This is a genomic window from Erythrobacter sp. JB3-1, from assembly GCF_057364995.1.
Genome location: NZ_CP200289.1, coordinates 1,007,408 through 1,034,314, shown reverse-complemented (window position 1 = coordinate 1,034,314; position 26,907 = coordinate 1,007,408). Strand labels below are relative to the sequence as shown.

21 protein-coding genes are annotated in these 26,907 nt (G+C 60.7%); 12 read left to right on the top strand and 9 right to left on the bottom strand.

The genetic code is table 11. From position 1 onward, the window contains the following. Positions 1-340: 340 nt before the first annotated feature. Genes AC0V6M_RS04780 through AC0V6M_RS04750 form a run of 7 tightly spaced genes read right to left on the bottom strand, consistent with a single transcriptional unit; the run spans position 341 to position 11,783 of the window. Entirely contained in the window at positions 341-2,509 is a 2,169-nt protein-coding gene (locus AC0V6M_RS04780) for a hypothetical protein (protein WP_486137718.1), read from the bottom strand. Then, positions 2,506-4,524, bottom strand: a complete 2,019-nt coding sequence (locus AC0V6M_RS04775) for a hypothetical protein (protein ID WP_486137717.1) — start codon at positions 4,522-4,524, stop codon at positions 2,506-2,508. The genes AC0V6M_RS04780 and AC0V6M_RS04775 overlap by 4 nt, the downstream gene beginning before the upstream one ends. Then, positions 4,521-5,384 carry a hypothetical protein gene (locus AC0V6M_RS04770; RefSeq protein ID WP_486137716.1) on the bottom strand — a complete coding sequence of 288 codons (864 nt, stop codon included), beginning with the start codon at positions 5,382-5,384 and terminating at the stop codon, positions 4,521-4,523. The genes AC0V6M_RS04775 and AC0V6M_RS04770 overlap by 4 nt, the downstream gene beginning before the upstream one ends. Next, entirely contained in the window at positions 5,381-6,166 is a 786-nt protein-coding gene (locus tag AC0V6M_RS04765; protein ID WP_486137715.1) for a hypothetical protein, read from the bottom strand. Before AC0V6M_RS04765 ends, AC0V6M_RS04770 begins: the two co-directional genes overlap by 4 nt. Continuing rightward, positions 6,163-8,724, bottom strand: a complete 2,562-nt coding sequence (locus AC0V6M_RS04760) for a poly-gamma-glutamate biosynthesis protein PgsC/CapC (RefSeq protein WP_486137714.1) — start codon at positions 8,722-8,724, stop codon at positions 6,163-6,165. Before AC0V6M_RS04760 ends, AC0V6M_RS04765 begins: the two co-directional genes overlap by 4 nt. Positions 8,725-8,736: 12 nt before the next feature. Then, entirely contained in the window at positions 8,737-9,144 is a 408-nt protein-coding gene (locus AC0V6M_RS04755) for a response regulator (protein WP_486137713.1), read from the bottom strand. Further along, complete coding sequence (locus tag AC0V6M_RS04750; protein ID WP_486137712.1) at positions 9,144-11,783, bottom strand: hypothetical protein; 2,640 nt, start codon at positions 11,781-11,783, stop codon at positions 9,144-9,146. Before AC0V6M_RS04750 ends, AC0V6M_RS04755 begins: the two co-directional genes overlap by 1 nt. A 434-nt stretch (positions 11,784-12,217) precedes the next feature. Here AC0V6M_RS04750 and AC0V6M_RS04745 point away from each other — a divergent pair, with 434 nt between their 5' ends. The 7 genes from AC0V6M_RS04745 to AC0V6M_RS04715 all read left to right on the top strand — a co-directional run bounded on the left by AC0V6M_RS04745 (position 12,218) and on the right by AC0V6M_RS04715 (position 17,963). Beyond that, on the top strand, positions 12,218-12,985 hold the full coding sequence (locus AC0V6M_RS04745) for a response regulator (protein ID WP_486137711.1): 768 nt from the start codon (positions 12,218-12,220) through the stop codon (positions 12,983-12,985). Next, a complete protein-coding gene (locus AC0V6M_RS04740) occupies positions 12,982-13,959 on the top strand; it encodes a hypothetical protein (RefSeq protein WP_486137710.1) in 978 nt (325 codons plus the stop codon). Before AC0V6M_RS04745 ends, AC0V6M_RS04740 begins: the two co-directional genes overlap by 4 nt. Before the next feature lie 231 nt (positions 13,960-14,190). Next, a complete protein-coding gene (locus tag AC0V6M_RS04735; protein ID WP_486137709.1) occupies positions 14,191-14,757 on the top strand; it encodes a hypothetical protein in 567 nt (188 codons plus the stop codon). An 81-nt stretch (positions 14,758-14,838) separates the two neighbouring features. After that, on the top strand, positions 14,839-15,216 hold the full coding sequence (locus AC0V6M_RS04730; protein WP_486137708.1) for a hypothetical protein: 378 nt from the start codon (positions 14,839-14,841) through the stop codon (positions 15,214-15,216). Positions 15,217-15,377: 161 nt separating this feature from the next. Next, on the top strand, positions 15,378-15,950 hold the full coding sequence (locus AC0V6M_RS04725) for a C39 family peptidase (protein WP_486137707.1): 573 nt from the start codon (positions 15,378-15,380) through the stop codon (positions 15,948-15,950). Beyond that, a complete protein-coding gene (locus AC0V6M_RS04720; protein WP_486137706.1) occupies positions 15,950-16,462 on the top strand; it encodes a hypothetical protein in 513 nt (170 codons plus the stop codon). The genes AC0V6M_RS04725 and AC0V6M_RS04720 overlap by 1 nt, the downstream gene beginning before the upstream one ends. 37 nt (positions 16,463-16,499) lie before the next feature. Continuing rightward, the gene (locus tag AC0V6M_RS04715; protein WP_486137705.1) at positions 16,500-17,963 is read left to right on the top strand and encodes a transporter; all 1,464 of its coding nucleotides are present in this window, start codon (positions 16,500-16,502) and stop codon (positions 17,961-17,963) included. 123 nt (positions 17,964-18,086) lie between these two features. On the opposite strand, the gene AC0V6M_RS04710 is transcribed toward AC0V6M_RS04715, so the two are convergent. Continuing rightward, complete coding sequence (locus AC0V6M_RS04710) at positions 18,087-19,337, bottom strand: M20 metallopeptidase family protein (RefSeq protein ID WP_486137704.1); 1,251 nt, start codon at positions 19,335-19,337, stop codon at positions 18,087-18,089. Positions 19,338-19,551: 214 nt separating this feature from the next. Between AC0V6M_RS04710 and AC0V6M_RS04705 the strand changes: the two genes are divergently transcribed. Next, positions 19,552-20,601, top strand: a complete 1,050-nt coding sequence (locus tag AC0V6M_RS04705; RefSeq protein WP_486137703.1) for a diacylglycerol/lipid kinase family protein — start codon at positions 19,552-19,554, stop codon at positions 20,599-20,601. Then, on the top strand, positions 20,598-21,512 hold the full coding sequence (locus AC0V6M_RS04700) for a hypothetical protein (protein WP_486137702.1): 915 nt from the start codon (positions 20,598-20,600) through the stop codon (positions 21,510-21,512). The genes AC0V6M_RS04705 and AC0V6M_RS04700 overlap by 4 nt, the downstream gene beginning before the upstream one ends. Positions 21,513-21,515: 3 nt before the next feature. Here AC0V6M_RS04700 and AC0V6M_RS04695 read toward each other — a convergent pair whose 3' ends face one another. Continuing rightward, complete coding sequence (locus AC0V6M_RS04695; protein ID WP_486137701.1) at positions 21,516-22,022, bottom strand: DUF2141 domain-containing protein; 507 nt, start codon at positions 22,020-22,022, stop codon at positions 21,516-21,518. 284 nt (positions 22,023-22,306) lie between these two features. Here AC0V6M_RS04695 and rpe point away from each other — a divergent pair, with 284 nt between their 5' ends. From rpe to purH, 3 genes are read left to right on the top strand one after another with little or no spacing between them, the layout of a single operon-like run. After that, the gene (rpe, locus tag AC0V6M_RS04690; protein ID WP_486137700.1) at positions 22,307-22,969 is read left to right on the top strand and encodes a ribulose-phosphate 3-epimerase; all 663 of its coding nucleotides are present in this window, start codon (positions 22,307-22,309) and stop codon (positions 22,967-22,969) included. Next, positions 22,969-24,915: a heparinase II/III family protein gene (locus AC0V6M_RS04685; protein ID WP_486137699.1), complete on the top strand. Its 1,947-nt coding sequence runs from the start codon at positions 22,969-22,971 to the stop codon at positions 24,913-24,915. Before rpe ends, AC0V6M_RS04685 begins: the two co-directional genes overlap by 1 nt. Positions 24,916-24,934: 19 nt before the next feature. Further along, a complete protein-coding gene (gene purH, locus AC0V6M_RS04680; RefSeq protein ID WP_486137698.1) occupies positions 24,935-26,557 on the top strand; it encodes a bifunctional phosphoribosylaminoimidazolecarboxamide formyltransferase/IMP cyclohydrolase in 1,623 nt (540 codons plus the stop codon). Positions 26,558-26,907 lie beyond the last annotated feature (350 nt).

The following is a 26,907-nucleotide window of genomic DNA, read 5'->3' as shown; positions in this document are numbered from 1 at the left end:
GCGTCCTCATCGTAGACGCGCGCAATCCAAGTTCCGGCCCCGCCCCGCTTCGAGGGACGGAAGCCCAGAAAGCAACCGGCCCTTAGTCGGTGCCAATGCGGCTCTCTGCGTGCCTTCAATCGCTCCCGCTCACCAACCCTGCTCAAATCACACGCCATAACCAGCCGCCCATCAAAAGTATGTAATGAGTACGGAATACGTTATCGACTAAGTACGAACAAGACTGAACAGATAGTTTATATTTTTCAGAGGGTAGATTGTTCGAATGCAATCATTGTTGTCCCCAAGCCCTGCACTCCGAAGGCAGAGGCCAGAGGTTCGAATCCTCTCGGGTGCGCCATTAAGCCGCTTTCTTAAACGGCAGCAGCTTCCCGCTGCGCTTCTTGATCGATTTGGACAGCCAGCCGCCTTTTTGCCGTGAGGTGATTTCTTTGAGTTCTGCGGCGGCGCGTTGCAGGGACACTTGCTCTGCAATCAGCGCTTTGTAGATCTTGTCAGAGGTGCGGCGGCGGCGCACGGCATCGCTGGGGTCGATAAAACCCTCGGCCATGTTGATCAGGCGGTCGGCGGCTTCTTTGAGAGCGCTGCGCGTTTCATCATCGCCGCCACCTTCATTCGCATCGACCGGATCCTGCGCGCGCACTTGCTTGTCGAGCCGCGCGGTGAGAGCGTCCAATTGCGCAGGCGAAATGCTCGGCACGGAATTGAGGTGCGCGCGGGCCGAGTCGATGCTTTCCAGCACGGCGCGCTCGCTCAAAATGCCGAACTCCTGGAAGCTGGCAAGTGCGCGGTATCCGCGCTCGATCTCGGCTGGTTCGTCAGAGGCGAGCTGCTTGCACGCCTTGGCGACCGTTTCCCACGCCTGCCAGCGGTACACCCAATCAAGGCCGGTGCCTTTGATGTTTTGCATGCCCATGATGCGGTTGGTGAGACCCGGCGGGGTGCTGTCAGCGACCAGACGCACAATCGCCTCGCCTTTGGTGTAGGTGTCGCGCACTGGCAGCAGCTTGGCCTTGAAGGCCTTGCCCAGAAGCGCGCGCATTTGCGCATCAAGCGCGGCAGATTCGCCGCCCTTGGCGACCGCTTGCCGGAGCTCAGTGAGTACGCGTGTGTTTTCCGCCATGGCCTCGTAATGCGATAGGATGGCCTCGTGATTTTGAACCCTGGCGCTGCTCAAGGTTTCGGCAAGCTGACCAGATTTAGCCGCGGTGATCGCGTCTGCTGCGCTCAGCACATCGGCCTGCGGGGCCAGCATGGCGGCGAGTAGCCCGTTGAGGCTCGCTTGGTCTTGAGCGATGCGCTGATGCTTGGTCAGGGCTTCCAACTTTGTCAGTGGCTCGGTGCCCTCTTCAAACAGGGTGAGGTTGGCTGCATAGGCCTCCCATTCCTCGTTGATGAAGCCGATCAGCCCCTCCACATTGGACCCGATCAGCACGTGGCGATCGGCTGCGACATCATGAACCAGCATGCGCGCAAACACGCGGCTGCGCGGCACGCGGTCGGCGCGGTTGTTGACGACGGTGCTGATGAAGATCTCCGGATCGTGAGCAAGGTCATGCTCGGCCATGCCCATCCGGTCCCAATTGCCCATCGCGCCAAAGCGTTCATTGGCCGACATGCCCATGATAAATTCCAGCGTGCGGCCATTGATGGTGGAGCGCGGATAGGTCTTCAGCACGCCCAAATCGGCCACCACCCGGTCTGACATTTCGCGCACGCAGTAATCGTGTTCGAGGCCGAGCTCATCGCCCATCGCGGTTACGAGAGCGATGTTATAGGGATGCTCTTCATAGGGGAAACGGTCGAGCAGATCCTGATGCACCAGCCCGGCCTCTTTCCAGCCGACGGTGCGCATCTCGGTCTGACCTTTGGCCGCGCCCTCTTGTAGGATCGGAAGCATTTCTTCTTCGGTCGTGAGCGGCTGTGATCCGTTCGGGATGAACTCGCACATGACCTCTGGGATGTTGCGTCCAGCCGGGCCTTGGATATCCTCATGATCGGGATAGGTGTTGGTAATGGTGCCGATATCATCGCGCATCCAATCCTGCTGCAAGACGCGGACATAATCAGGGTTGAGGCCCATGCATTCCCACAGGAACACGCGGGTTTTGAGGCCCTTGGAGGTCTTCATCAGGTTGAACTGTTCCCAGATTGTCGCCTTGTCGTAAGGGCGGAACAGGAACATTTCGGTTAGGCCGCCAAAAGGCGTGCCGATGAGGAACATCGCCTCGCAGCCCGTGGTTTTCGAGACGATGGATGGGCCCACCGCATTCATTAGGCCCGCCTTCAGCCGCTCTGTGCCGGATTTGCCGCGTGTGCCCCAGCCGCCGAGCACCAGACTCAGCGATTTGCGCAGGCGCCGGGCGTACCAACCAAGCACAATGTGCCGGGTGAAGAACCACAGGCTGGCAGCAGCGAGGAAGATCGCCAGCTCGATGAGATTGTTCTCATAAACGGTGGAGGCATAGACAAAGGCTTTGTCGACCAATGGGGAGAGCGTATCAATCATGCTGGCTCCTCCGCTCTGAAGAACTTGGCGATTTCAGGATTGGCTGGCTGGTCCGCATCATAGCCGCGGAACGCGGTGTCGATCCCATGGCCGCGCAGAGCTTCAAGGAATTCCGCAGGCTCTCGGTTGCGCTGATTGGCGAGTGACGCAAATTCGCGCGAAATGCGCCAGAATGCGCGCGCTCGGCGGTAAATGCCAGTGGGCGGGGTCAGAGTTGTGATCCCAGCGCTGGTGAAGATCTGGAGCGGCTGGCCTTGGTCGAGCGCGGCCAGCACCATATCGATCAGTGGCAGGTAATTGCGCCAGCCGCCCTCGCTGCTTTCAAACAGGGGTTCGCCCGGCACTTTGGTCGGAGCGAGTTCGGCCATGCGCGCGCTTGGGGCCAGCACCGCGCCGAAATAATGCCGTCCGGTGGTGTGGATATGCGCCTGGCGTTTGTCGGTGGCGGAATTGCGCCCCTCGAACAGGACGCGCCACAGCCGCCGCTTGATCCACTCGCCGCGCTGAATGCGCGGACGGCGACCATTTTTGAGCGAGAGGCCAAAATCGTTTTGCGCGAGCACAGCCATCACCCGGCCCACCCGCTCGCTATTCTCGGCAAGCCAAGGTTTGAGCGGTTTGATCGGGCGGATATCTGCCTCCCGCTGATCACGTGTGACCTCCCGGATCGCTTCGGCAATTTCCAGCGCGTCCAGGTCGGACATCAGCCATGCGCGCTCAGCCGCTTCATCGGCCCAGCGCAGCAGCTTAGGTGACCGGCGGCGGCCCTGAAACGCCGTGATGTGCTGGCGGATTTGCGCGATGGTCCGGTCGGATCCCAGATCGCCGGACTGGCGGCAGAAGGCCGCAAGCGCAGAGGCTGCGTCCAATGTGATCCGCAGCACAAATTCATCGCTGTCATGGGCTAGGACATGGCCGATATGCGCCGCATAGCCGTCTGGTGATATTGCACGCAGCATGCGCGGCACATCGGCAAAGATCGCGGCGCGAACTTGCTGGTCGCTGTCATCGCGCAGGGCGACGAACGTCTCCGCTGCGACAGACTTTGGCAGCAGGTGCAGCGTATCCGCGAGCGATTGGCGCACGGCGCCGCTTTCATCTTCGCCGAGCTTCTTAAGTAGCCGCGCAAACGCCTCATCCAGCGCGAAATTTGCGCTGAGCAGGCGCACCAAATGGCGGCGCAGGAACAGTTCGTTGTCTGCCGCGCGCGCAGGCTTGGCCGAGAGCGGCTGTTTGAGCCGCGCGTTCACAGCGGTTGCGATGGATTTGGGCGACAGCGCGAGCAATGCGTCAAAGGCAGCGCATTGCACCCATACATCCTCGCTTTCATCGAGGCACACCCGGCGCGTTGCGCTCAGCACGGCCTCCAGCCACGCGCCGAATGGCCAATGGTCGATTTGTTTGGCAATGGTCGCCAGGCACGTGTGCGCGGCGCAGCGGATGCGCGCATCCCCGCGCCGGCTGCGCATGGCGTCCAGCAGATCGTCGAACAGATCGACGAAGAAGGCGGTGTGGACCATCATCGGATCAGCCGCGACGGCATCGGCAGCGATCAGGCCCAGCCGCTCAACCGCATGGGCCAAAGCGCGCTCGCGCTCACCGACGCGCTTGTGGAAACGCTCGACGGCAGCATCGGCATCGAAATAGACATCAAACGCCTTGCGGTCGCTGTTCAATTGCTTGCGGTCCGCGCCCAGTGCGCGGGCGAAATCGAGGATCGCAGCGTGCTCTTCGGCTTGGTCGATAGCGTTGGCGTGGCGGGTCTGAAATTCGCGCTCGGCATTGGCCAGCGCAGCGATGGAATCGCTTTGCCTAGCGCAATATTGCGCCAGCAGCTCGGCATGTACGCGCGGATCGGCAAATTCGCTTTGCTTGTCGGCCAGCGCTAGAATTTCGGCGTGGACGTCCTCGAACACCGGGCGCATTTTGGGCGCGAGCCCGACGGTCAAACGGTCGGCCAGCAGGCGTTCCTGCGGCGCGGCGAGCCCGGCATCAATTTTGGTGTGGACGCTCATGTCGCGGCCTCCACCAGGCATGCGCCGAGTTTTGCTTTCAGGGCGCCATCCTCGATCATGGCTGCGCGCAGGTCGGCAGAGATTTCGATATGGACGAAGCCGTCGAACCCGGCCTCGCGCAGCAATTGCCCCTGAGCGTTGGACAGCGCGCCGAGCTCGCCAGTGTCGCCGGGATAGACGAGCACGGGAACGGGCGCGAAGGCCATGCTGAGGCAATCCGCCAGATCGAGCAGGCGCTCGCTTGGCTCTTCGGTGCCATTGCTGAGGATCATGCCAGCAGTTTGAGCGGCCACGCTGTCTCGGCGATCCCCGTCAAAGCCGTGCGGCTGCACATTCAGGCCATTTGGCGCGGCCTCTGCAAAAGCAAGCGCAAAGGCGCTGAACAGGTGATCCTTGGTGTGCGCCAAATCGAGTGCATGCTCGCACCCGCTGGTCTTGCGGCGCGGCGCAGAATTCCACGCGGCTGCCTGCGCGCTGGTCTCTAGGAACAGAGCAGAGGCGAGGCTGCCGGTGTGACGGTCTGAACCGCGATGCGGCGCCGTGATCGCCAGTGGTGGTGCGGCCCCTTCGCGCACCCAATAAATCCCGCGTGCCTGACAATCGCCAGCGCCTTCGCTTAGCAGCATAGCGTCCTCAGCGCCGGGCACAGCCGACGCCATAAGGTCCAGCTCTGCAAGGTCGGCCAAGCGATCCTTGTTGCCGGTCAGCAGCTCAGCAAAGGCGCTTCGCGCGCGGGCCAGCTCGGCATTATCGGCGAAGGCTGTGCCTTGAACCCCGCCAAATGGGGGGAACAGATAGGCTGCGCCGGCGAGAATCGCTGCGGCTGCACCGCCCGCTAGGATTGGTTTTGCCCGGCTCATGGCGCGCTTTCCTCGCCAAAGCTCTCGGAAATATCGTCGCGCGATGCCTCATACAGCACCAGCATGGTGTAATCGCGCCCGCTAATGCCCAGCGGACCCACCGCCCGCCATTGGTTGCGGCCCAGGTAAAAGCGCTCTTCACGGGTCAGCATTTCGGTGGGAAAGGCATTGGCCTCGGTCAGGCGGTCACGCGTCTCATCGCTTAGCCGCCGATACGCTGCGAGCGATTGCGCGCCGAGATAGGTGCGCTGTTCGAACACCTGCACATCCACGCCGACAATGCCGCGCTCAATGTCGAACATTTCCAGTTCCAGCCGCGCGGCGGGCACGGGGCTTTCGACCAGCAATTGGTCTTGCTCGGCGACCAATTCGGCCTGAGTACGGAAGAACCGCCAGGTGTTGCCTGAGGCAAACACCACGTCCGGCGAATCCGCTTGCAGATAGGCGTCATGGACGGAAATCTCTTTGCCGTTCGCCCCGATCCAGCGCATCCGCAGGCCGTAGACAAAGCCCTTTTCGAGCCCGCGCACATCCTCCGTTACCGAAGGAGCGAGCAGGATCTTGGCTTGGGTCACCGGCTGAGAGAAGGTGAAGGCCAGCTTGTCATTTTCTGGGATGCGGTAAACGATGGAGCGTTTTGAAATGCGGGCGTCGCGCGCGGTGATATCGCGCACATCGGTGAGATAGTTTGCGAGCGGGATTGCATATTCGCGCCCGGCCCAGCCAGAGGCCAGCGCCAGCACGGCAAACACCAAAGACTTGGCGAGCATGGACAAAGTCATTCCGCGCGCTCCCCGATGCCAGGGAACATCAACCAGCCAAAGGCATAGCGCCGCTCGCTGGTGCTCTCGATGTAGCGCATCGACATGCTGGGGCGAGCCTCCATGCCCGCCTGATTGTGAGCATTGGTGACTGTTTCAGCGCGCAGCCCGGCGCTGCGCAGGGCAGAGATAACCTCGCCAAACGCAGGCTGTTCTGGCCCAATGCGGTCCTTCGCCACCAGCACATCAACGCCGCCGCGATAGTTGACTGCTTCCCGTGGACGAGCTCGCAATTGGAAGACCATCGGATCCTCCACGCCTTCTTGGCTGCGGACCCATTCCTGCCATGTGACATCAAAGATCGTGTGCGGATCGCGCAGGAAACTGTCGCTTCGGGTGGCGACAAACAAGGCGTTTGAACCCCATTTGCCATGCACCGCCACGCCAATTCGGGCGGGCAGGACGCCGCGTGAGTTTTCAAAGGTCAAAACTGCCTTTTGCGGCTCTTGCCCCTCGGCGACGAAGATATTGCCTTCATCGCGCCCAGCCGCCGACAGGCTCCAGTGCGTTTTGGAGCCGAAGCGGCAGCGAGTGATGTCCATGCCGGCCATTTGCGCCCCGGCGCTGGCAATTTCTGGTGTTTCACCGGCGCGCACGCGCTCGATCATAGGGGCGGCGATTTCGAACCGGGCAAAGGCCAGTTGAGGCAGGTCGTCCCAATGGCTGCCCTCCTCCGCGCTGCGGGAAAGGGTGCACACCTTTGGTTGTTCAGTCGGCTGTGCGGGCGTGGTCAGTCCGGCGATATGGCGCAAAGACGCCTCGCTCAACTCCAAGGTCGCATAGTCACCGCGCAGCCCGCGTCCTTCGCCAGCCAGGCTGACTTTGAGGTCGGGCGCGACTTGGCGTAAAGCCGCAACGTTGGCGGCGGCGGCTGCGCCATCGGCAAAGGCAAAGCGCGATCCAGAGTCCGGGCCCGCTGCGCTGACCACGATATGCGCAGTCTGCGTTGCATCGATAAAGATCTGAGCGATATTGCTATCGCTAGTGCGTCCGGCTGGCGCGGGCGCAGCAAGCACGAGCCAGCGTGCATCCTGATTGCGTTGCAGAGCGAGTGCGGCATTGGCGAGGCCTGGCATGGCTGTTGGGTCAGGCAGGATGATCGCCTGATCGCGTGCAGCATTGGGGTCAAAAACCAGCAATTCTGCGCCCTTGTCGTCATCGCGGATAATCGCGAGACGACCGTCCTCGATCCGCAGCAAACGCCAACCGCTGGCGCGTTGATGAAATTCCGGCGCTATTTCAGGCACGCCTTCTTCGATCAGTTCAACCAGCCGCGAGAGGGTGCGACGGCCCTCGTTCGACAACGGCTGAGCCGCGCCGCGCATCACGCGGGTGTGGGCATCGCCGACCGCGTTCACGATCAGCGCGTTGAGCTGAGGCGAATTGCCAGACCGCAGGCCCTCAGCCTGAACCGGGCCATCGTTCCACGGCGCGCGCGCGGTTGCAGCCGTGAGCGTAAAGCCAACGAAATTGCCGATCACCGCGCCAGCCAGACTGACCTGCAAGGTGGAGCGGGCAACGCGCGGGAAGATGTCTTTATCATGCGCTTTGATCGCGATCAGCGTGGAGAGCAGATAACCAAAGCCGAAGAAGTCGGTCGTCTTTACGTCGATCCCCTGCCACACGATGAACCAGCCCAGCGCCATTTTCCAAGCGAAACTGATGTTGAAGAAGAGCAGCAATTTGCGCCCGCCCTCCAGCGTGACATTGGCCATAAATGGCGGCTGCAGGATCATCCGCGCGATGCAATAGATCAAGATCGCCTCACCGAACGAGGTCAGGATTTTGGTTGGCTGATACCATTGCAGCGCGATCAGCGCCGGGATCAGAATGCCGGAGAAATCCCAGCCATATTTGACGTTGTAATGGCTCGCGATCAGCGCTGTCAGTGTCAGGATGATATAGGCTTTGGGGCTGGCGAGGATCGAGCTTGCAAGCCCTTCATAGAGGTAGAACACGCCGCTGATGCGGAAATTGGTGATCTCCATCAGGCCGTAGCGCACGATGAGATAGGTCAGACCGATGGTGACGCAGGCCATTGGTAGGCCGCGCTTCAATCCCGGCTTCCAAAACTGGTTCGCCATCAGTGAGATGATAACGAGGCCGAAGCTCTGCAGATTGTTTTCCCAATCGATCCGCCGGTCAAAATTCTCCTCCAGCCAGCCGGAAAATTCCGGCAGTAGCAGGCCATCAAACGACAGCCGCACCGCGATGCTGGCGAGGATCAGACCCATAAAGCGGTCACGACCAAACAGGCTGGGGAAGCGGCCCGGCGCAATCTTTTGCGAGAACACCCAGACGATCAGGTAAGCGACGATTGCCTCAACGCTGATCACGAGCGCCGCAAACGGCTTCACGATCATCAGCGGGACGAGATAGCCCGGCACAACCAAACCCGACAGGACCCAGCCATAGCGCAGGTTGAAAAAGCACATAACGAACACACCGACCCACACGGTCGTGATGATCGATCCGGCCAATCCGCCTTCAGGAAATATGGTGAGAGGAAAAAGGTCCACGGCGCGCTCGTCTCAGCCCTGCTCCGCCGCTGGCTCAGCCGATACCGGCGCGCTTCCACCCGCCAGCGCGCGGGCTGCGCGTTTGACCAGTTCAGCAGGCTCCACCGGCTTTCGAGCGATATCGACCACGCCCAGGGCATGGTACTGCTCGGTCAGCTTCTCTTCGGTTGCAGAGGACACGATCATCACTGGCGGGCGATGCTCGCCGCTTTCGGCCAGCAGACGCAGGAATTTGATCCCGTCAATTTTCGGCATAACAAGGTCGAGCAGGATCAGGTCAAAGCGCGTTGCTTTAACCTGTTTGAGGCCTGCATCTCCGTCGCTTGCGACATCGACTTCATAGCCTTCGAGCTGCAGCGTCAGCTGCAACAGCCCGGCCAGAATGGGATCGTCATCGATCACCAGAATACGCGCCGCCATCAGCCGACCCCCCGCAAATCTACATTAAATCCAAAGCCATTGGACTGGCTGCCCCAATAGGAAACGCTGGCTGACCAGCGCGTGACCTTGGCCATGCCCTCGCCGATCACGCGGTATTCGCCGACTGCGCCTTCTTCGTAATTGGCGATCAGCCACAACAGCCGGTCAAAGCCGATTCCAAAGCCGCCAGAAATTCGGATGTGCGTGCGTCCCTGCAGCTCCTCGAGCTTCAGTTTGACCACGCCGTGCTGCGGCGTATCGGCGATCACCACGCGCAGCATCGCGACCAGCATGTCAGCCAGCGCATTGGGCTCTGCCAGAGTGAAGCCGCTGACGCTTGGGTGTTCCGCTTCGATGACAACGCCAAGCTCGTCGGCGAGGGCCGAGGCGCGCGCGATTGCGTCTTTGGCAACGGCGGCGGCGTCTACTGGATAGCAAGCCTCGGTAAGATCGCGCGTGTCAGAACGGATTAGGCCAGCCACCTCGTCCAAGCGGCTGGTCGCGCGGCGGGCGGTCTCGCTAATGCGCTCAACCACGCCGCGCACTTGCTCGCTGGCCAGCCGCTTGTCACTGGCGAGCTGAGAGCCGAGCAGGATCGCTTCAAAGTCATTGCGCAATTGCAGATCGATGAATTTCGCCACCGCTTTGCGCAGGTCAGCGGCGCGGTTTACGTCGCGCATATCAATCGCTTCGAGCACCAGAATCCGGTCTGCCCCGTGCGCATGGCTGACAGGCGCGGCGAGCCGCAGCATCCGTTCGCTTTGGCGATTGCCATCACCCAGATCGCGCATTGGCATGCGCATTTCAGAGCCGTTTAGCATTAGGTCTTCGATCAGCGCCTCAACTCGCTCTGCGTCGAGCTCTGTCAGCGCGAGCAATGCCTCGGACAGAGAGGTGTCGAACAGGCCTAGCCCAGCCTCACGGTACAGCTCCTGCATCGCTTCATTGGCGTGCAGGGGAGAGCCGATAAGGTGGAAAATGATGACGGCGGTGTCGATTGTGTCGAACCCGCGGCGCACTTGCTCAGATTCGTTGGCGACCAGCGCGATAGCGCTTGCGACCTTATCATCAAGCGGCAGATAGCGGCTGTCCTGGCTGGCCCGCGCGTTAAGCTCAGCGCGCCAGCGGAACAGCTCGCGGAAACTCGTGACAATGGCGCGCACCAGATGCGCCGATTTGCCCGGTGTGGCGGTATCGGGCCGGGTGTGGAGCCAGAACAATTGCTGATCGCCCGCGCCAACCCAACCGATCCGCGCTTCGCCTGCCCGGCTGGGTACGATGTCGGCGGCATCGCGCACGGCAAAGGTCGCACGCAGGTCTTTCAGGATCGCGGCGAGTTGCTTTGGTGCAATGGCGATGTCTTCGATCGAGGCATTGTTTGCCGCGACCGGCTCCAGTTGGCCATTGGGCAGCAATTCGACCAGCAGGCTGCGCTCAACCCCGGCATATTGCGCGGCGGAACCGAGCAGCCGCGGCAGGCGCGCGCCTTCACGCAAGGCCGAGCGGTTAAACGAGGTTTGCACCGCGCGTGAGGCGGTGCGTTCCAGGCGGCGATCTTGCGAGGTTTCGCGCTCGATCACGCGCTGGAAGGTGATGATCCACGGCGCGAGCATTAGCGCGGCGACGGGCAGCAGGGTATTCGTAAACAGCAAAACGGCCCAGCAGGCCGCGGCGATGAGCAGACTGAAACTGATCGGTACCAAGACCGCCAGCCGCTTGGGGTCCGTCTCTCGGTAGACCAGCGACAGCAGCGCGCCGAGTGCCAGCAACATTACCCAAACCTGCCAATCGCGGGCGTAATAGCTGATTTGATCCGTTCTCAGCGCGTTCACCGCATGGGCACGGAAAATTGCTTCGCTGGTGGAATGATCATTTGGGCTGAGCGGTGTGCTGAGCGAACCGCGCAGCGCATCAGGCCGCACCACCATTGCGACCAGACCGGCCAGTTCGCCCGGCTGGATCTCGCCGCTGGTTAGCTGGCTAGCCTTGAGGATCGGAATGCTCTGCCGGCTTGGCATTGGCACCAGAAACTCGCCGCGCGCTGGGCTTTTGCCCGCGAGCGCAGCGTCAAACACAGGAATGCTTTCGCTGCGTCCCGGCAGAACCGCCGATTGCGCGCGGTTGATGCCATATTGCGCCGGAGCCAAGGTCCGCGCCGTTGGGATCGCTGATCCCACTGTGCCAGTGGCCTCCAGTTCCCAGCTTTCATTTTCGGGCAATTGCTGCGCTGGCAGGCCAACAATGATGGGAACAGAGCTTGACGCCACGCCGCCGCGATCAGCGCCGAGATAGCCGATCCGCTCAACGCCCAGATTGGCAAGCGAGCGCTCCAATGCGGCAAATTGCGCTGGGTCTTGCGCGGCAAATCTAGGATCGCGCTCAATCACGACCACGCTGGGCTGGCTGCCCGCTTGATTGACGGTGACGGAATCGAAGAAGCGTCCATCCACTTGTGCAAAGGCGCCCAGCTGATGGAGGACGGCCAGCGCAATGGCGACCAGCAGCGGTCCGAGCCATTGTCCTAGCAGCTCTCGCCGGATAGCGCGCATGCGCCGCGAGCCGCGCGAGTTCGTGCGCGCAGCTGCGGGGATTGATTGCTTGCTGTCTTCCAGCGCAGGTGTAGGCGAAAGCGCGGTCACGATGTGTATGGGATCAGCAGATGATGGCGCAATGCGGCCTCACTCGCCCTTGCCGCGATGCGGACAGATACGAGAATGACGGCAATGCTTACCCAGCTGCCAATATGCCCCAGACCCCCTTTGTTTTCCCGCCCAAGCTGGCCGTTTCATCGGCCATGAATGGGTGGGCGCGGCCGCAATGATCCGGCCAAGCAGCCAGCAAAGCTGCCTTTCATGGTTATTACTCAGGGTCTGGCGCTAAGGAATTATCCCTAATTAACCGTTAATCATCACAGGCTTGTCTATTAGGGGGCTGCGCGGCCTGCGCAGGAAAGGTGGCTGCAGAACGCGCGAGATGTAAAATGACGTCACGAAGGAGTGAACGCACTGTGAGCCCAACGGCTTAGGTAAACATCGTTAGCTCCGTCTTAATCATATTCTTACATAAGCGCCGGGTGAAAGAAGCATCAAACACCCAGTGGGCGACCGCCAAAGCCCGTGCCAGCGGGAAAGCGCTGCGCGTTCTGCTGGCCGAAGACACGCCGATCAGCGCCGAGGCGATGCGGGCCATGGCTGAGCATTTCTCGGTCGAGATGGATATTGCCGCCAATGGGCTGGAAGCGATCGAGATGGTCGAGGCTGCAAAAGCCGAAGGACGGCCCTACTCGTTGATGCTGGTCGATGTGATGATGCCGATTTTGGACGGTGTTGAGACCACCAAGCGGCTGCGCGCTCGCGGGTTTGACGCCGATGCGCTGCCGATTATTGCGGTCACCGCCGCCACCAGTTTTGACGAGATCCGCTCTTACCGCGCCTGCGGAATGCAGGCTTTCCTGGCCAAGCCAGTCGCACTCAAGGATTTGGGCGCCACTTTGGAGGCCTGGGGCCACAAAGCGGATAAACGATCATCAAAACCAGCCTCCACGATTGAGCCAGCGCTTATGGAGGCGCTGGAGCAGCAATTTCGAGACCGCAATACGCGCACGCTGAAACTGGTCGAGACTGCACTGAAAAACGCCGATTTCAGCGAGGCAACCATCGATGAAATCAGGCACTTGCTGCATCAAATCGCTGGGACCGCGACCACGTTTGGCGACCCCAAGCTGAGCGAAATGGCGCGCCGCTATGAGCATGCGCTGATCGAAGCAGAAATGAATGAGGAGGAGCTCAAGGAGCGCCTCCAGAAGGCTGCGACAAGCCTCAAAGAAAGGATCAAGCCGTGAAGTTTCCATTTGTGACGGCCATGCCGCAATGCATGAAATGGCTCGGCCCGGCTCTGGCTTTAGCCGTTCTCGGCTCGCCAGCGGGCGCGCAGGTCACCGGCCCTCAAGAAGATGTGGCCGCCGAAAACACCGCCACTGAAGCCCGCGTCCAGTTCGACGGTCTGGTCGAAATTCGCGGCGTCGAATCCGATCTCGATTTTGACCAAGGCGATGCGATCGACAGCTCCGGCGTCGGCATCCGCGCCCGGCTTGGCGTGACATTCGACCTCAGCGAGACGACCAGCGTCCGGGCTGAGGCCGAAGGACGCTTGTTTGAGTTTCGCGATGACGGCCGCGACGGCCTGGAAACGGCGGTTGGACGTCTGCACGTGACGCATCAGGTTTCCGACGAGGTTCAACTGCGCGGGCATTTGCGCCGTTATGAAAATATCGCGGTTTTGGAGGCGTTTAGCGCTGATCAGACCAGCATCGGCGCGCGCGTGCAATGGCAGCGCGGCAACGACCGGGTCCGCGCCACCGCTGAATATCGCGAGCGCGAATATGACACCACTGTGGGCGGTGATGGCGATGGTTATCAGGTGACAGCGCAATACAATCGCCGCCTTGGCCCCTATCACTGGGTTCGCTTGGATGTTCGTCAAGAGGACATGCAAAGCGATAATGAGCCGCGCCGCAGCTTTGAACGGCAAAGCGCGCGGGTGAAATACAGCCTCCCGATTGCCAAGCGTCTGCGGTTTCGCCCGTCGCTCGAATATCGTCAGTGGGATTACGACGCCCGCGTGGCTCAGGGCGATCCCAACGGCGCTCTGCGTGAAGACAGCTATGTCGCGCCCGCGGTGGAGCTTGCCTGGGGACGCGCATCGCGCGGTCTCTATGCCAATGCCAGCGCTGAATACCGTCTCAAATCCTCCAATGACGAGCGGTTCGACGATGATGCAATCCGGGTCGGTGTGCGGGTAGGCTATCGCTTCTAAGCTGGACTGAAGAGCCCCTCAGCGTCGCCTGATCGGCCCATGGCGACGATTCGCTTTGCCGTGATCGGCCTGTGCAAATTAAGGGGTTCAATATCTGCTCTACCGGGCGTGAAAGCCCGAAAATTAACTTCCTTTTAGGTACATTGGTTTCCTTTTTCTAACGAGGTCTATGCGTATTGTTACTGAGCGATGGGCACATCAGTGTCCATGATTCGTTTAGGAGACCAAATAATGAAAACCGCATTGATTGCCGCTGTTGCCGTGCTCTCGGCCAGCACCTCAGCTTTCGCTCAGGACGCGACCAGCACAGACACCGACGTAACCGTCGATAACGATCTGGTTGATGTCGATACTGACGTGACCATCGTTGAAGACAGCTTCGACGACAACACCGACAACTTTAACGATAGCTTCGACGATAACTCGGACAACAACAGCTTCAACGACAACTCAAACCGTGAGTTCAACGACAGCTTTGATGACAACCGCGATTACGTTGACAGCTTCGACGACAATTCGGACAATATCGCCCAGGGCGTAGGTTCGAACAAAAACTACAACTTCAACGGCGCTGCAATCGTTGCAGACACCGCTCTCTCGAACGTCGTAACCGGCGTAGACGTTGACTACGGTGATCTTGGAGACACATCTCGTCTCAGCAACAATCTCGTCAACCGTGGCAGCTCTTTCCGCAATTATGCAGGCAACAATGCGCTGAACCAGAACACTGGTGTGGGCGCATCGCAAAATGCCAGCGTTACCATCGCCGTATCAGGCGACAGTTTCGGCGGAAACTAAGCTGTATTTCAGGTCTGCCTCGCGCCGCCTTCCCGCATGGGCGGGCTGGCGCAGGCACCTGAAAAACAAGGAGTCTAAGCTATGACTAAGATCAGCATGGCATTTGCACTGGCTGCCGCTGCGGTTGCTTCTCCGGCACTTGCCGAAGACGCGAAACCAGCGCTTGCAGAGCAAAGTGCGCCTGCGGCAAAGTCAGTTTTTGCTGATGCCACTCCGGTGGACGAAGGCAAGCTGGCGAAAATCGCTGGTAAAGAAGATCTCACCCAGCTGACCAATTCGGATCAGACGAACAGCGTTGGCGGCAATAGCGTCGGCGACAATTCGAACACGGGTACGATCTCAATCAGCGATAATGCCTTTAACAACATGAATGGCATGACCATTCTCAATGCCAACACCGGCAATAACGTTGCGATCAACGCCTCTATCCAGGTGAACATCGCGCTTCCGGCGCAATAAGCCGGTATTGCACTATGGCATTTCGCGGCGTCTCACGAATGATCACGGCAATGGCAGGGGCTATGCTCCTGCCGGCTTGTGCCGCTGTGCCCGTCGATGACCGCGGGTTTCAGCTCACAACGCATGTCGGCTCGCTGGCGCTGGAAAACGCGCCGCGCAGCATGGTCGAGACCCGCTATGATACTGTCGTTCGGCAGCAATTTGATTTCAGCTGCGGTTCTGCCGCGCTGGCAACGCTGCTGACGTATCATTACGGCCGCGAGCAGGGCGAAGGCCTGGTGTTTCGCGGCATGTGGCGTGATGGCGATCAGGCGGCGATTCAGAAGCAGGGTTTCTCCCTGCTCGACATGAAACGTTACCTTGGCGCTCAGGGAATTGACGCAAACGGCTATAAAGTTTCGCTTGACCAAGTTCGCCAGGCTGAAACCCCGGGCATCGCGCTGATCGCGCCGAATGGCTACCGCCATTTTGTGGTGGTTAAGGGCATTGAAGACGGCTTCGTCCTGGTCGGAGATCCCTCGCTGGGACTACGCCGGATGGACCGCGAAGAATTCGAAGAAACCTGGAACGGCGTCTATTTTGTCGTGACAGGTGGAGCAAATATTAACCATCTTGCCTTTAATGCAGACGCGCAATGGGGCCGCGTCGCAGCATTTGGGGCGGACCAGGGCATGTTCCAGCCGGTGAGTCAGCAAGTGCTGAATCTTACCGCGCCGGGCTACGGGGAATTTTAATGACGCGATTTATTCGCTATCTTGCTGTGATACTTGCCTTTGTGGCTGCACCTGTCGCTGCGCAATCGCCATTTGGCGCGGTTGCGGCGATGGATGACGCTGCTTTGGCTGGTGAGCGCGGCGGATTTATTCTTCCCGGTGGCATCGATCTGGATATGGCCATCACCCAGGAAACCAGCATTGATGGAGAGCTCGTATTGCGCTCGTCCTATGTGCTGGCTGAGGGCGGACCCGTTGTATCGATTGAGCAAGTGTCTCAGGACGTGTCGGTGGAAACCGATGGCGACGATACAGGTAGCCGGATAACCATTTCGGTTCCTCAAACTCAGGTTGTTCACCTAGCAGGCCGGGCAACCGGCAGTATCATCACCAATTCCGCCGATGATCGCACCATTTCGACCGTCACCACCGTTGATCTCGACCTGTCGAGACTGGCAGTTGGTCAAATTGGTTCGCTTATTCCGTCTCTGGGTACGCTTGCTGAGGATGCAGCAAACTTCAGTTTCGACTGACCTCAGTCGCGACTGTCCGGACGGATGGTAGTACACAATGCGCAACGCATTTCTGAGCTTCGCTCTTATGGGCGCCGCTTTGCTCGCAGGGCCCGCAGCGGCCCAAGACGCAGGGCAAGGCGCTGGCACGCAGACGCGCGAAATCGAAATGGTTTCGCGGCCCGTGGTGCAGCCTGTTGGCGCCCGCTCTGCTGAACCAGCGGTGCGCGTTGCTACAAACCCGGACACACAAACTAAAACTCCCACAAATGCAGCCGAACTCGCGCAATTGCGGGCGGAAGTGTCAGCGCAGCGGGATTCGATCGCCCAGCAGATCAGCGCGCTTCAAGCTCAACAAAACCAATTGGACGCGATGGAGCGGCGCTTGGCGCTCGCGCTGGGCGAAGAGCCAGCGGCTCGCCGCGCCGCCGCTACACCTTCTCAGGCTCAGCCTGGGGCCGCGCCGCGCCGTGTTGCCTCTGCCGCTCCACAAGGTACTCAGAATGCGCCAGCGGGCGGTTCTCAGGGCCGTCCACAGGGCGCCGTGGGTGTCGCACCGGACGATGCCGATCGCCAGCCAGAAGTTGCCGCGCTGGGCCGTCAGGGCAGCGCGATCACCCAAAAGGGCAAGTTGAGCGGCGAGGTTGAGTGGAGCTATGCTCGCGCTGACCGCAACCGCGCGCTGTTCCGCGGCGTTGAAGTGGTCGAATCCGTCCTTGTTGGCGTGTTTGACATCAATGAAAGCCGCCAGGACGTGTTCACCCAAAAGGTTGGCCTGCAATATGGCCTGACCGATGATCTCGAAATTGGTGTCGATGTGCCGTTTATCGCCCGCTGGGACACCTCTGTCCTAACGCCGGTCGCTGGGCCTGATGCCAATGGCGAGACGCGCGAGATCGACAACAGCGCCAACGGCTTTGGCATTGGCGATGTCGAAGTGCTGCTGCGCAAGCAATTGCACGCTCCCAAGGGCTTTGGCGCCTATTTGATCGGCAACCTGCAGGTTGATATTCCAACCGGAAAAGGCCCTTTCGAACTCACTCGTAACCAATTTGGTGAAGCGAGCGAGGCGGCAACTGGATCAGGCTTCTGGGGTGTAACACCGGGCATCACCGCAATTATCCCAAGCGATCCGGGCGTTCTGTTCGGCAGCCTCAGCTACACCAAGAACTTCGCGCGTGACGTCAATGCGGTATTGCCGCCAGTGCAGATCGAGCGAGTGGATCCCGGTGACGTCATTTCCTTCAGTGCTGGCGTAGGCCTTGCGCTCAACCCGCGCCTGTCGCTCAACTTTGGATATGCACACAGCTGGGGCTTTGGAACTGAGACAACCACACGGGCTCTAACTGAGGGTGCCGAAGCGGTTACTCAAAGTTCACGCGATCTCCAGATTGGACGCTTCCTGTTTGGCACGACCTATAAGATCAATCCGAAGACGAGCGTGAATTTCGGGATCGAAGCGGGCCTCACCGATGACGCCACCGATATGCGTGCGGTCATTCGCTTCCCGTTCGTGTTTTAGGGCGCATTGCTTTTCGGCCATAGCCACCCACTCCCTCCGCCCTTCCACCCGGATTGTTTCCTGATAGGTTCCGGGTGGAAGGGCGGAGGGAGTGGGTGGCGTGGTTCGCTTTAAAGACTCAAATCACGCCCAACCGTTTTCGAGAAACTCCAGCGCACAGCCTGCCAGCATCGCTGCGCCCTTCGGCAGCGCGCTCTCGTCAACATGCATGCGCGGTGAGTGAATGGCGCAGCGGCTGCTCCAATCTTCTCCATCCGGCGCCACGCCGAGGAAGAACATCGCGCCCGGCACCTTTTCCAGCACGTAAGAGAAATCCTCTGCGCCCATGATCGGGTCGGTGAGGTCACGCCAGGCGTCCGTTCCATTGTCACTAAGCGCGCTCGCGACCTTGCGGCCCAGCTCCACCGCGCGGCCATCGCACAGCGTCACGGGAAAGCCCGGTTCGATCTCGCAAGCCGCTGTGACGCCATAGGCCGCCGCCGTCCTCGAGGTGACGTCAGTCATCAGGCGGTGCACTTTCGCCCGGTTTTCTGCGGTTAGAGTGCGGATTGTGCCTGACACAATGGCGTCATCTGGGATGACATTGTGCGCCGTGCCAGTGTGGATTTGCGTCACGGTCACCACGACGGCGCTGGCGGCATTGAAGCGCCGCGTCACCATTGCTTGCACAGCGCCGACGATGGCGGCGGCGGCCGGTACAGGATCCTCGCAATCATGCGGCATAGAAGCGTGGCCGCCCTTCCCCGTCACGGTAATCGTGAATTGGTCGGCGGCTGCCATCAGCGGCCCCGGTTTGCCCGCGACCACGCCATACGCAGCGTTCGGCATGATGTGCAGCGCAAAGGCGGCATCTGGCAAAGGGCGTTCGCCCACGCCTTCGCCGCCAAGCAAGCCATCTTCCAGCATAAAGCGCGCGCCGTGATATCCTTCTTCGCCCGGCTGAAACATGAAATCGACCTCGCCTGCGATATCGGCGCGGCGCGCATCGAGCAGCTTGGCCGCCGTCACCAGCATGGCGGTGTGTGTGTCATGGCCGCAGGCGTGCATTCGTCCCGGGATAGTGGAGGCAAACTCGAGATCGGTTTTCTCCGCCATCGGCAAAGCGTCCATATCTCCGCGCAGGACAACCCGTTCGCGGCCCGGCGTGCCCGGTTTTGCGCCTTTCAGGGTCGCGACCGCTCCGGTGCAAGACGTGCCGATGCGCCATTCAAGGTCCATGTCAGCAAGTGCCTCGCGCACTTTCGCCAGCGTTTTGGGCGTCTCAAGGCCCAATTCCGGTTCGGCATGGATCGCGCGGCGCAGCGCGACAAGGCTAGGGCCAAGCTCCTCGGCAGAGGCGGCAAGATCGGGCGAAATGAGCGCGGATGTCAGCATAAGGCGCAGTCTAACCCTGCTCACCCCCTGCGGGCCAGCCCGAATTGGGCGCGCCGTGCCGTATCTGGTGCACAGGTGCCTCCGCTGGTCGCAAATCTGGGCTTGCCATGGATAGTTTAGCCCCGATGTAACCGGCCGCGCCCGCCAACCGTAACGTCAGCAGGGCGAGAAATTTCTGGCAGACTAACCCCGTTTGCCGCTAGGAGCCGCAGTTATGGGCACGTCGATATACGAATTTCCGCAAAGTTCGGAGCCGGATGCTGCGTGCGGAGACGTGTCTGCGCCGCGCTCTGGTCCGCGCCGCACGCGCGCGCCAGGTGAAGCGCCGACTGTTGGCGTGATCTACAATCCGCGCAGTCACCGTAACAAAGGCCAGGACTTTGACTGCGGGATCAGCCCGGATGTTTTCATCGTTCAGCCCGGCGATCGCAATCAACTGCCCCAGGCGCTGTCCAGTCTCGCCAAGCGTGGGATTGATTTGCTCGTCATCAATGGCGGCGATGGAACCGTGCGCGATGTGCTGACCTGCGGACAGAGTATTTTTGGTGATGATTGGCCGCCGATTGCGGTCTTGCCGAAGGGTAAGACTAATGCGCTGACGGTTGATCTTGAAGTGCCGCTCGATTGGACGCTGCAAGGCGCGATTGATGCGCTCGACAATGGCGGACGGATAATGCGCCGCCCAATGGCGCTCACTGCGCTGACTGGACCCAAGTCACGCGTTCTGGGCTTTATTATGGGCGCTGGCGCCTTTGCCCGGGCAACCACGCAAACTGGCCAAAGCGCGCATCGGCTGGGCGCCTTCGATTCCGTTGTCGTCGGCCTCACTACCGCTTGGGTTATTCTCCAGTCGTTACTGGGTTCGACCAAGAACGTTTGGCGTCGAGGCACCGAAATGGACCTCAGGCTCGGTCCGAACAGTGCATTGATGGAACATAGCGGACACGGCGATCCCAAACGGCGGCAATTGCTGTTTGCTTCCACCTTGGAGCGTTTGCCTGCCGGCCTTAAGCCATTTGGCAAGCTCACCAAGGGCTTGCGACTGGTCGCATTGGATCAAATCACTCGCCGCACCGCTGCTTTGCTGCCGATTTTGACGCGCGGCTGGACGCCCAAGAATCTTCGGGAGCGCGGCATTCACCAGGTCAGCGCACCCAGCTTTACGCTCGATATTGATGGCCAGGTGATTTTGGACGGTGAGGCATTCCCGGCCGGGAAATACCGGATCGAGCAAAGCCAAGAGCTGGAATTCGTAACCCCGTGAACGCGCAGGAGCAGGCGCTAGCGGCGCTTGAGGCGCGCATCACCACACAATTGGCCGTGCTGATTGGCGATGAAGTGCGCAGCTTTGCAGCCGCTCTGGGTGAGGCTGCGGGTGCGCGGGCGGTGCTGTTCTACGGCTCCAACTTGCGCACCGGATCGCTTGAGGGCGTACTCGACTTTTACGTCCTGCTGCCCGGTGATCAGATCGAGCGGATTTGGCCGCGCGTCAGCTATCATGAGCGAGAGATTGGCGGCGGCGTCACTCTGAGGGCCAAGGTCGCGACTATGTCTTTGATCGCTTTTGCGAAAGCCGCCGCAGGGGAGCTCACCGACACCACGATTTGGGCGCGCTTCGTTCAGCCGAGCGCGCTGATCTGGACCAGTGATGACGCCGCGCAGGCTGACGTCACGGCGGCTGCAGCCCAAGCGGCGATGACGGCGGCACGGCTGGCCGCTGCGCTAGGGCCTAAAGCTGGGCGCACCGAGGATTATTGGCGCGCACTGTTTCAGGCGACTTACAAAGCGGAATTCCGGGTCGAAAAAGCGGGACGCGAGAACGATATTCTCTCGGTCAATGCGGAGCATTTTTCCGGCCTCTTGCCACTCGCTCTCGCCGCACAAGGCATTGAATTTGATAGAGATGCTGAGCAATTAACGCCGCACCTCCCAGAGGCCGAGCGTGCGCGCATATTGGCCTGGTGGAACAAGCGCAGACGGCTTGGTAAGCCGCTCAATTTCCTACGGCTGATCAAAGCCAGCACAACCTTTGAGGGCGCAGCGCGCTATGCCGCGTGGAAGGTTGAGCGCCACACCGGAATGCCGGTGGAAGTGACGCCGTTTCGCGAGAAATACCCTTTGCTCGCGGCGCCCGGCGTGCTGTTTGCACTGTGGCGGCACCGCCGTCAGAGCTGAGCCTTAGCTGAAATACTTCATCTGAATGGCAATCGAGCTGACGCCCGCGCCGGCGTTAAAGCGTGTTTTGCTGACGCTTGGCTTGCCCAGATTGAAGATATTGATGGATGGGTTGCGCGACATCGCGCCGCCATCCTGACGAATATCGGTTTCGCCATTGCCATTGGCATCGTGGCGCGCCGCAATCGCATAGCTGCCGCTAACGGGCACGGGGACGCAGAACGTCATATTGCCCTTGCGCGCTGGCACTTCGATCCGGTTGAGCCAGCGCCCTTTGGCCAGCCATTCGGCCTTTGTGCCGCGGTACAGCTGCACCCGAACCTTGCCGGTTGCGCTTTTGATGCCGGACACGGTCACGCGCACAGCGGGCCCTTTGCCAGGTGCGCATTTGCGCATGTCATTGGAGATTTTCTGGCGATATTCGCCCTGCGCGGCGGCTGGCGTGGACAGCGCAGCAGCGCCTGCCAGCGCCAGTCCAAGCGCGCCAAATCCTGCGAAAATAGTCTTCATACTAACCTTCAATCTGTCTTTTGCCCCCGCTGCGCCGTTTTGATACGCAGCGATTCTGGCCCATTGCTGGGCCTGTACACCCACGCTTATGGCCGTGCCGCGCTGAATTGCGGCTGAATTTGTCTGATTTGATGCGTTCAGGCTTGGTAGAGGCGCAGCTCGGCTTAACTCCCGTGGAAAAGGGCAGAACGGCGGTTGTTCGCCGATTCGCAGACCCTTACTTCGGCATTAACCTGGCATAGTGCAAATTTCGTGTCGCTAGGACACACGGCAATGGACCCGTCATGGCAGCACCGCTGATTTCTCCCTCTATTCTATCGGCTGATTTTTCGCAGCTCGGCGCAGAAGTACGCGCGATCGACGAGGCGGGCGCTGATTGGATCCACATTGATGTGATGGATGGGCATTACGTGCCCAATATCACCATTGGTCCTGATGTGGTGAAGGCGCTGCGTCCGCACACGGCCAAGACGTTCGATGTGCATTTGATGATTTCGCCGGTCGACCCCTATCTTAAGGCTTTTGCTGAGGCGGGCGCGGATATTATCACCGTTCACCCAGAGGCCGGGCCGCATTGCCACCGGACATTGCAGGCGATCCGGGCGCTGGGCAAAAAGGCGGGCGTGGTCTTGAACCCCGGCACGCCGGTCGATGTGCTGGATAATCTGATTGACCTTGCCGATCTGATCCTGGTGATGAGCGTCAATCCTGGCTTTGGCGGGCAGAGCTTCATCCATTCGCAGTTGGCCAAGATTGAGCGCATTCGCGCGATGATTGATGCGACGGGCCGCGATATTCACTTGGAAGTGGATGGCGGGGTGAACCCGGAAACCGCTCGGCTGTGCGTGGATGCCGGGGCCGATGTGCTGGTTGCCGGGTCTGCCACGTTCAAAGGCGGGCCAGATCATTACGCTGCCAACATTTCTGCGCTGAAGGGCGAGGGGTAATGGACTCGCTGTTTCGCGACACTGAGGGGGAGGCCCGCGATGAAGCCGGGACAAATGCGCCTGCTCAGCCTAGCGAAACAGAAACGGATGAGCGCCAGCCCAGCCTCGCGATCCCGCTGCCCGATGGTGATGAGCGTTTGATTGCGCCGGCGGGCGACGGCTCTGACGGCCCGCCTGAATATGGCGAGACGCCTGCACCCTTGGCGGCTGACCGCGCGCTAGCGCTAACCGATGTGATTGCCCCGCGGGCCAGCCCGGGCGAGGCGATGCTTCGCTTTGCGTACCGTCTCGGCGTGCCGGGCCATGCTCTGTCCGCGCCGTTCCGCCGCCCGCGCAAAACGCGCGTTTTGGCAACGGTCGACAGCCCTCTGAAGGGCGATCGGTCCTCTGGCATTGCGCTGAGGGCGGGGCATTTCCTGATCAATGGCGCGAAATTGCCCATTGCGCGGGTTGAATTTGATTCCTCTAATCGTCTGGGGCCGGTGTTTGATCAGTTGGTTCACGGCTTTGGCTGGCTGCGCGATCTAGCGTGCAGCGCGCCGCGTGAAGACTGCGTCCCTGTGGCAGAGCGGATCACCCGCGCCTGGCTCAATTCCTGCCCATCGACCGGCAAAGGCCGGGCTTGGGACGTGGAGCTAGCCGGGCAAAGGCTGCTCGCATGGCTGGTCCATGCGCCGCTGGTGCTGGCGGGCGGCGATCCGAAGCTTAAGGCGCGTCTGCTCAGCGTGATCGATGGCACGGCGCGCTGGCTTGACCGCAATGTCTCAACCAGCGGCGTCAGCGGGCTGGGCCAGCTTGCCGGCTGGTCCGCGATCACTGCTGCGGGATTGTTGCTGCCAGAGGGCCGCCCTCGCCGCGTTTATGGCGAGGCTGGCCTGATCCGCGCATTGGGCGATCTGGTCGCGGAAGATGGCGGCGTTTTGTCGCGCTGTCCCGATGCCCAAATGCTCAGCCTCGCGCTGCTGATCGATCTTGATGCTTGCTATGAAGCGGCGAATATCGAGCCTCCGCAAGCCTTTGGCGTGATGCGCGAATTGCTCGTGCCGCCGCTTTTGACCTTGCGTCACGGCGACGGGGCGCTGGGCAATTGGCAGGGCAATGGGGCGATCAGCGCGGACCGAGTCTCGGCTCTGATCGCGGCAAGCGGCATTCGCGCGCGTCCGCTCAAATATGTCGAACATTGGGGCTATCAGCGGCTGCGCGGCGGCCAGACGGTGGTGCAATTTGACGCGGCCCCGCCGCCGCGTGCGCGCCACACCCGCTGCGGCTGCGCCTCTACTTTGGCGTTTGAAATGTCAGACGGGCCTCAGCGTCTGGTCGTCAATTGCGGCGGCTCTGCGCTGGCTGGCGGGCAAATCCCTGCCCGCATTCGCCAGGGCCTGCGCGCAACGGCGGCGCATTCCACTTTGGTGCTAAACGATGCCAATTCCACAGCGGTCAAACTGCACGGTAAGCTCGGCAAAGGCGCGGAGCTGGTCGAGGTTGAGCGGCGGCTGATTGGAGAGGGCGGTTCTGGCAAAGGCAGCCATGCGGCGACTTTGATTGAGGCAAGCCATGATGGTTATGCCGCCCGCTTTGGCCTCACGCATCGCCGCACATTGGCGCTGCGCAGCGACGGCACTGAGCTGTCTGGCCAAGACGTATTGTTGCCCGCATCGCGCAAGACGAAGCGCGGCAAGATCAGCTTTGCCATCCGTTTCCACCTCGGGCGCGGGGTTGAGGTGCATTTGTCCGATGACAAGCGCGGGGCGAGCCTGCTGCTGCCCGATGGCGGCCTGTGGCAATTCCGCATGCGCGGCGATGACGAGACGGCCACTTTGAACTGCGAAGACAGTCTGTGGGTCGACGGCGCCGGCGCGCCGCACGCGACTGAGCAATTGGTTATCGAAGGTATGACATCGCGCAGCGGAGGGGAATTCTCCTGGCTGCTTAAGAAAATGGGGTAAGGCCCAAGGGCCGACATCTATGGCTGATAAATCGATCAAACGGGCGTTGCTTTCAGTGTCCGACAAAAGCGGATTGGCAGAGCTGGGCAAGGCCCTGGCGGCGCGCGGGGTTGAGCTGGTTAGCACAGGCGGCACGGCAAAGGCCCTGCGCGAAGCGGGTCTGGACGTGCGCGATGTTTCGGAGCTTACGGGCTTTCCAGAGATGATGGATGGCCGGGTGAAGACCCTGCATCCAACCGTACACGGCGGATTGCTCGCGCTGCGCGACAATGACGAACACGTTGCAGCGATGAATGAGCACAGCATTGGCGCGATCGACTTGGTTGTCGTCAATCTCTATCCGTTCGAGGCAACCGTTGCGAAGGGCGCGGACCGGGCCGAGATCATTGAGAACATCGATATCGGCGGGCCAAGCATGGTTCGCTCTGCGGCGAAGAATCACGGTTTCGTGACGATCATGACCGATGCCGCCGATTATGCAGAGCTGCTGGAAGAGCTAGACGCCAATAATGGCGCGACGTCAGACGCGTTTCGCATCCGTATGGCGGGCAAGGCCTATGCCCGCACGGCAGCCTATGACGCGGCCATCGCCAATTGGTTTGCGTTCGGCGATGCCTTCACCAATCCTTTGGGCGCAGAGGCGCTCAAAGCGACGCCATTTGTGGACACCATGCCACTGGCGTTCAAACGTTCAGACACTTTGCGTTACGGCGAGAATCCGCATCAGCAGGCAGCGGTCTATGTTCCGCAATCGGTTGGCGCAGCAGGCGTTCCGCAGGCGGAGCAATTGCAGGGCAAGGCGCTCAGCTACAACAATTTGAACGATGCCGATGCGGCGCTTGAATTGGCCGCAGAATTCGCGGGCAGCGACCCAGCGGTCGTAATCGTCAAACACGCCAATCCTTGCGGTGTCGCCCAAGGGCCTAGCCTGGTTGAGGCATGGGATGCAGCGCTCAAATGCGACAGCGTTTCTGCTTTTGGCGGCATTGTGGCGGTCAACACGGAGCTCGACGGCGCAACCGCAGAACAGATCGCCAGCATCTTCACCGAAGTGATCATCGCGCCCAAAGTGAGCGCCGAGGCGCGCGAAATCTTCGCCAAGAAGAAAAACTTGCGCGTCCTGGAATGCGGCGCTCTGCCGGATCCGCGCCGCGGCGGCTTTATGATGAAGACCATTGCGGGCGGCATGTTGCTGCAGATGCGCGACAATGGTGCGGTGCTGCCGGATGACTTGAAGGTGGTGACCAAGCGCGCGCCCACGGAGCAAGAGCTAAAGGATTGCTTGTTCGCCTGGACCGTCGCGCGGCATGTGAAGTCCAACGCGATTGTCTATGCCAAAGACGGCGCGACCGCTGGCATTGGTGCAGGCCAAATGAACCGGCGCGATTCGGCCCGGATTGCCGCGATCAAAGCAGCGGAAGCGGCTGACACCTATGAATGGGATGCGCCCCGCACTCAGGGCAGCGCCGTGGCCTCAGACGCCTTCTTCCCATTTGCCGATGGCTTGATCTCTGCCGCTGAAGCGGGCGCGACCGCCGTTATTCAACCGGGCGGATCGATCCGTGATGAAGAAGTGATCGCGGCCGCTGACGAGGCGGGCCTGGCCATGGTCTTCACCGGGATGCGGCACTTCAGGCATTGATCTCTTACGAGGGCGCATCCGCGCCCTCGTCCTCGGCGATGCTCCTCCGCTTCGCTACGGATCACCTGCGGGCGCCCGGTCGGGCTTGCGACGCCTGCGGCGTCGAACCAGTACTATTCAGATGGCTTGGTCGCGGAGCACGGCGCGAAGCGCCGCAAGGGCGACTGCCCGCCCGGAGCGCTGTGCGCGGAGGATAGCCAAGTGAGCGGATGCGAACGCCGGCGCTTGAGGCGAAACAAAAATCCCGAGGATTTCGCAGCACGGAGGTGCTGCGGAAACCAAAAGAAGCAACTTTTTTGCGTGCCCATGCGTAACTTTTGTGTCTGATCCAACGAAACACAGTCTGAAGC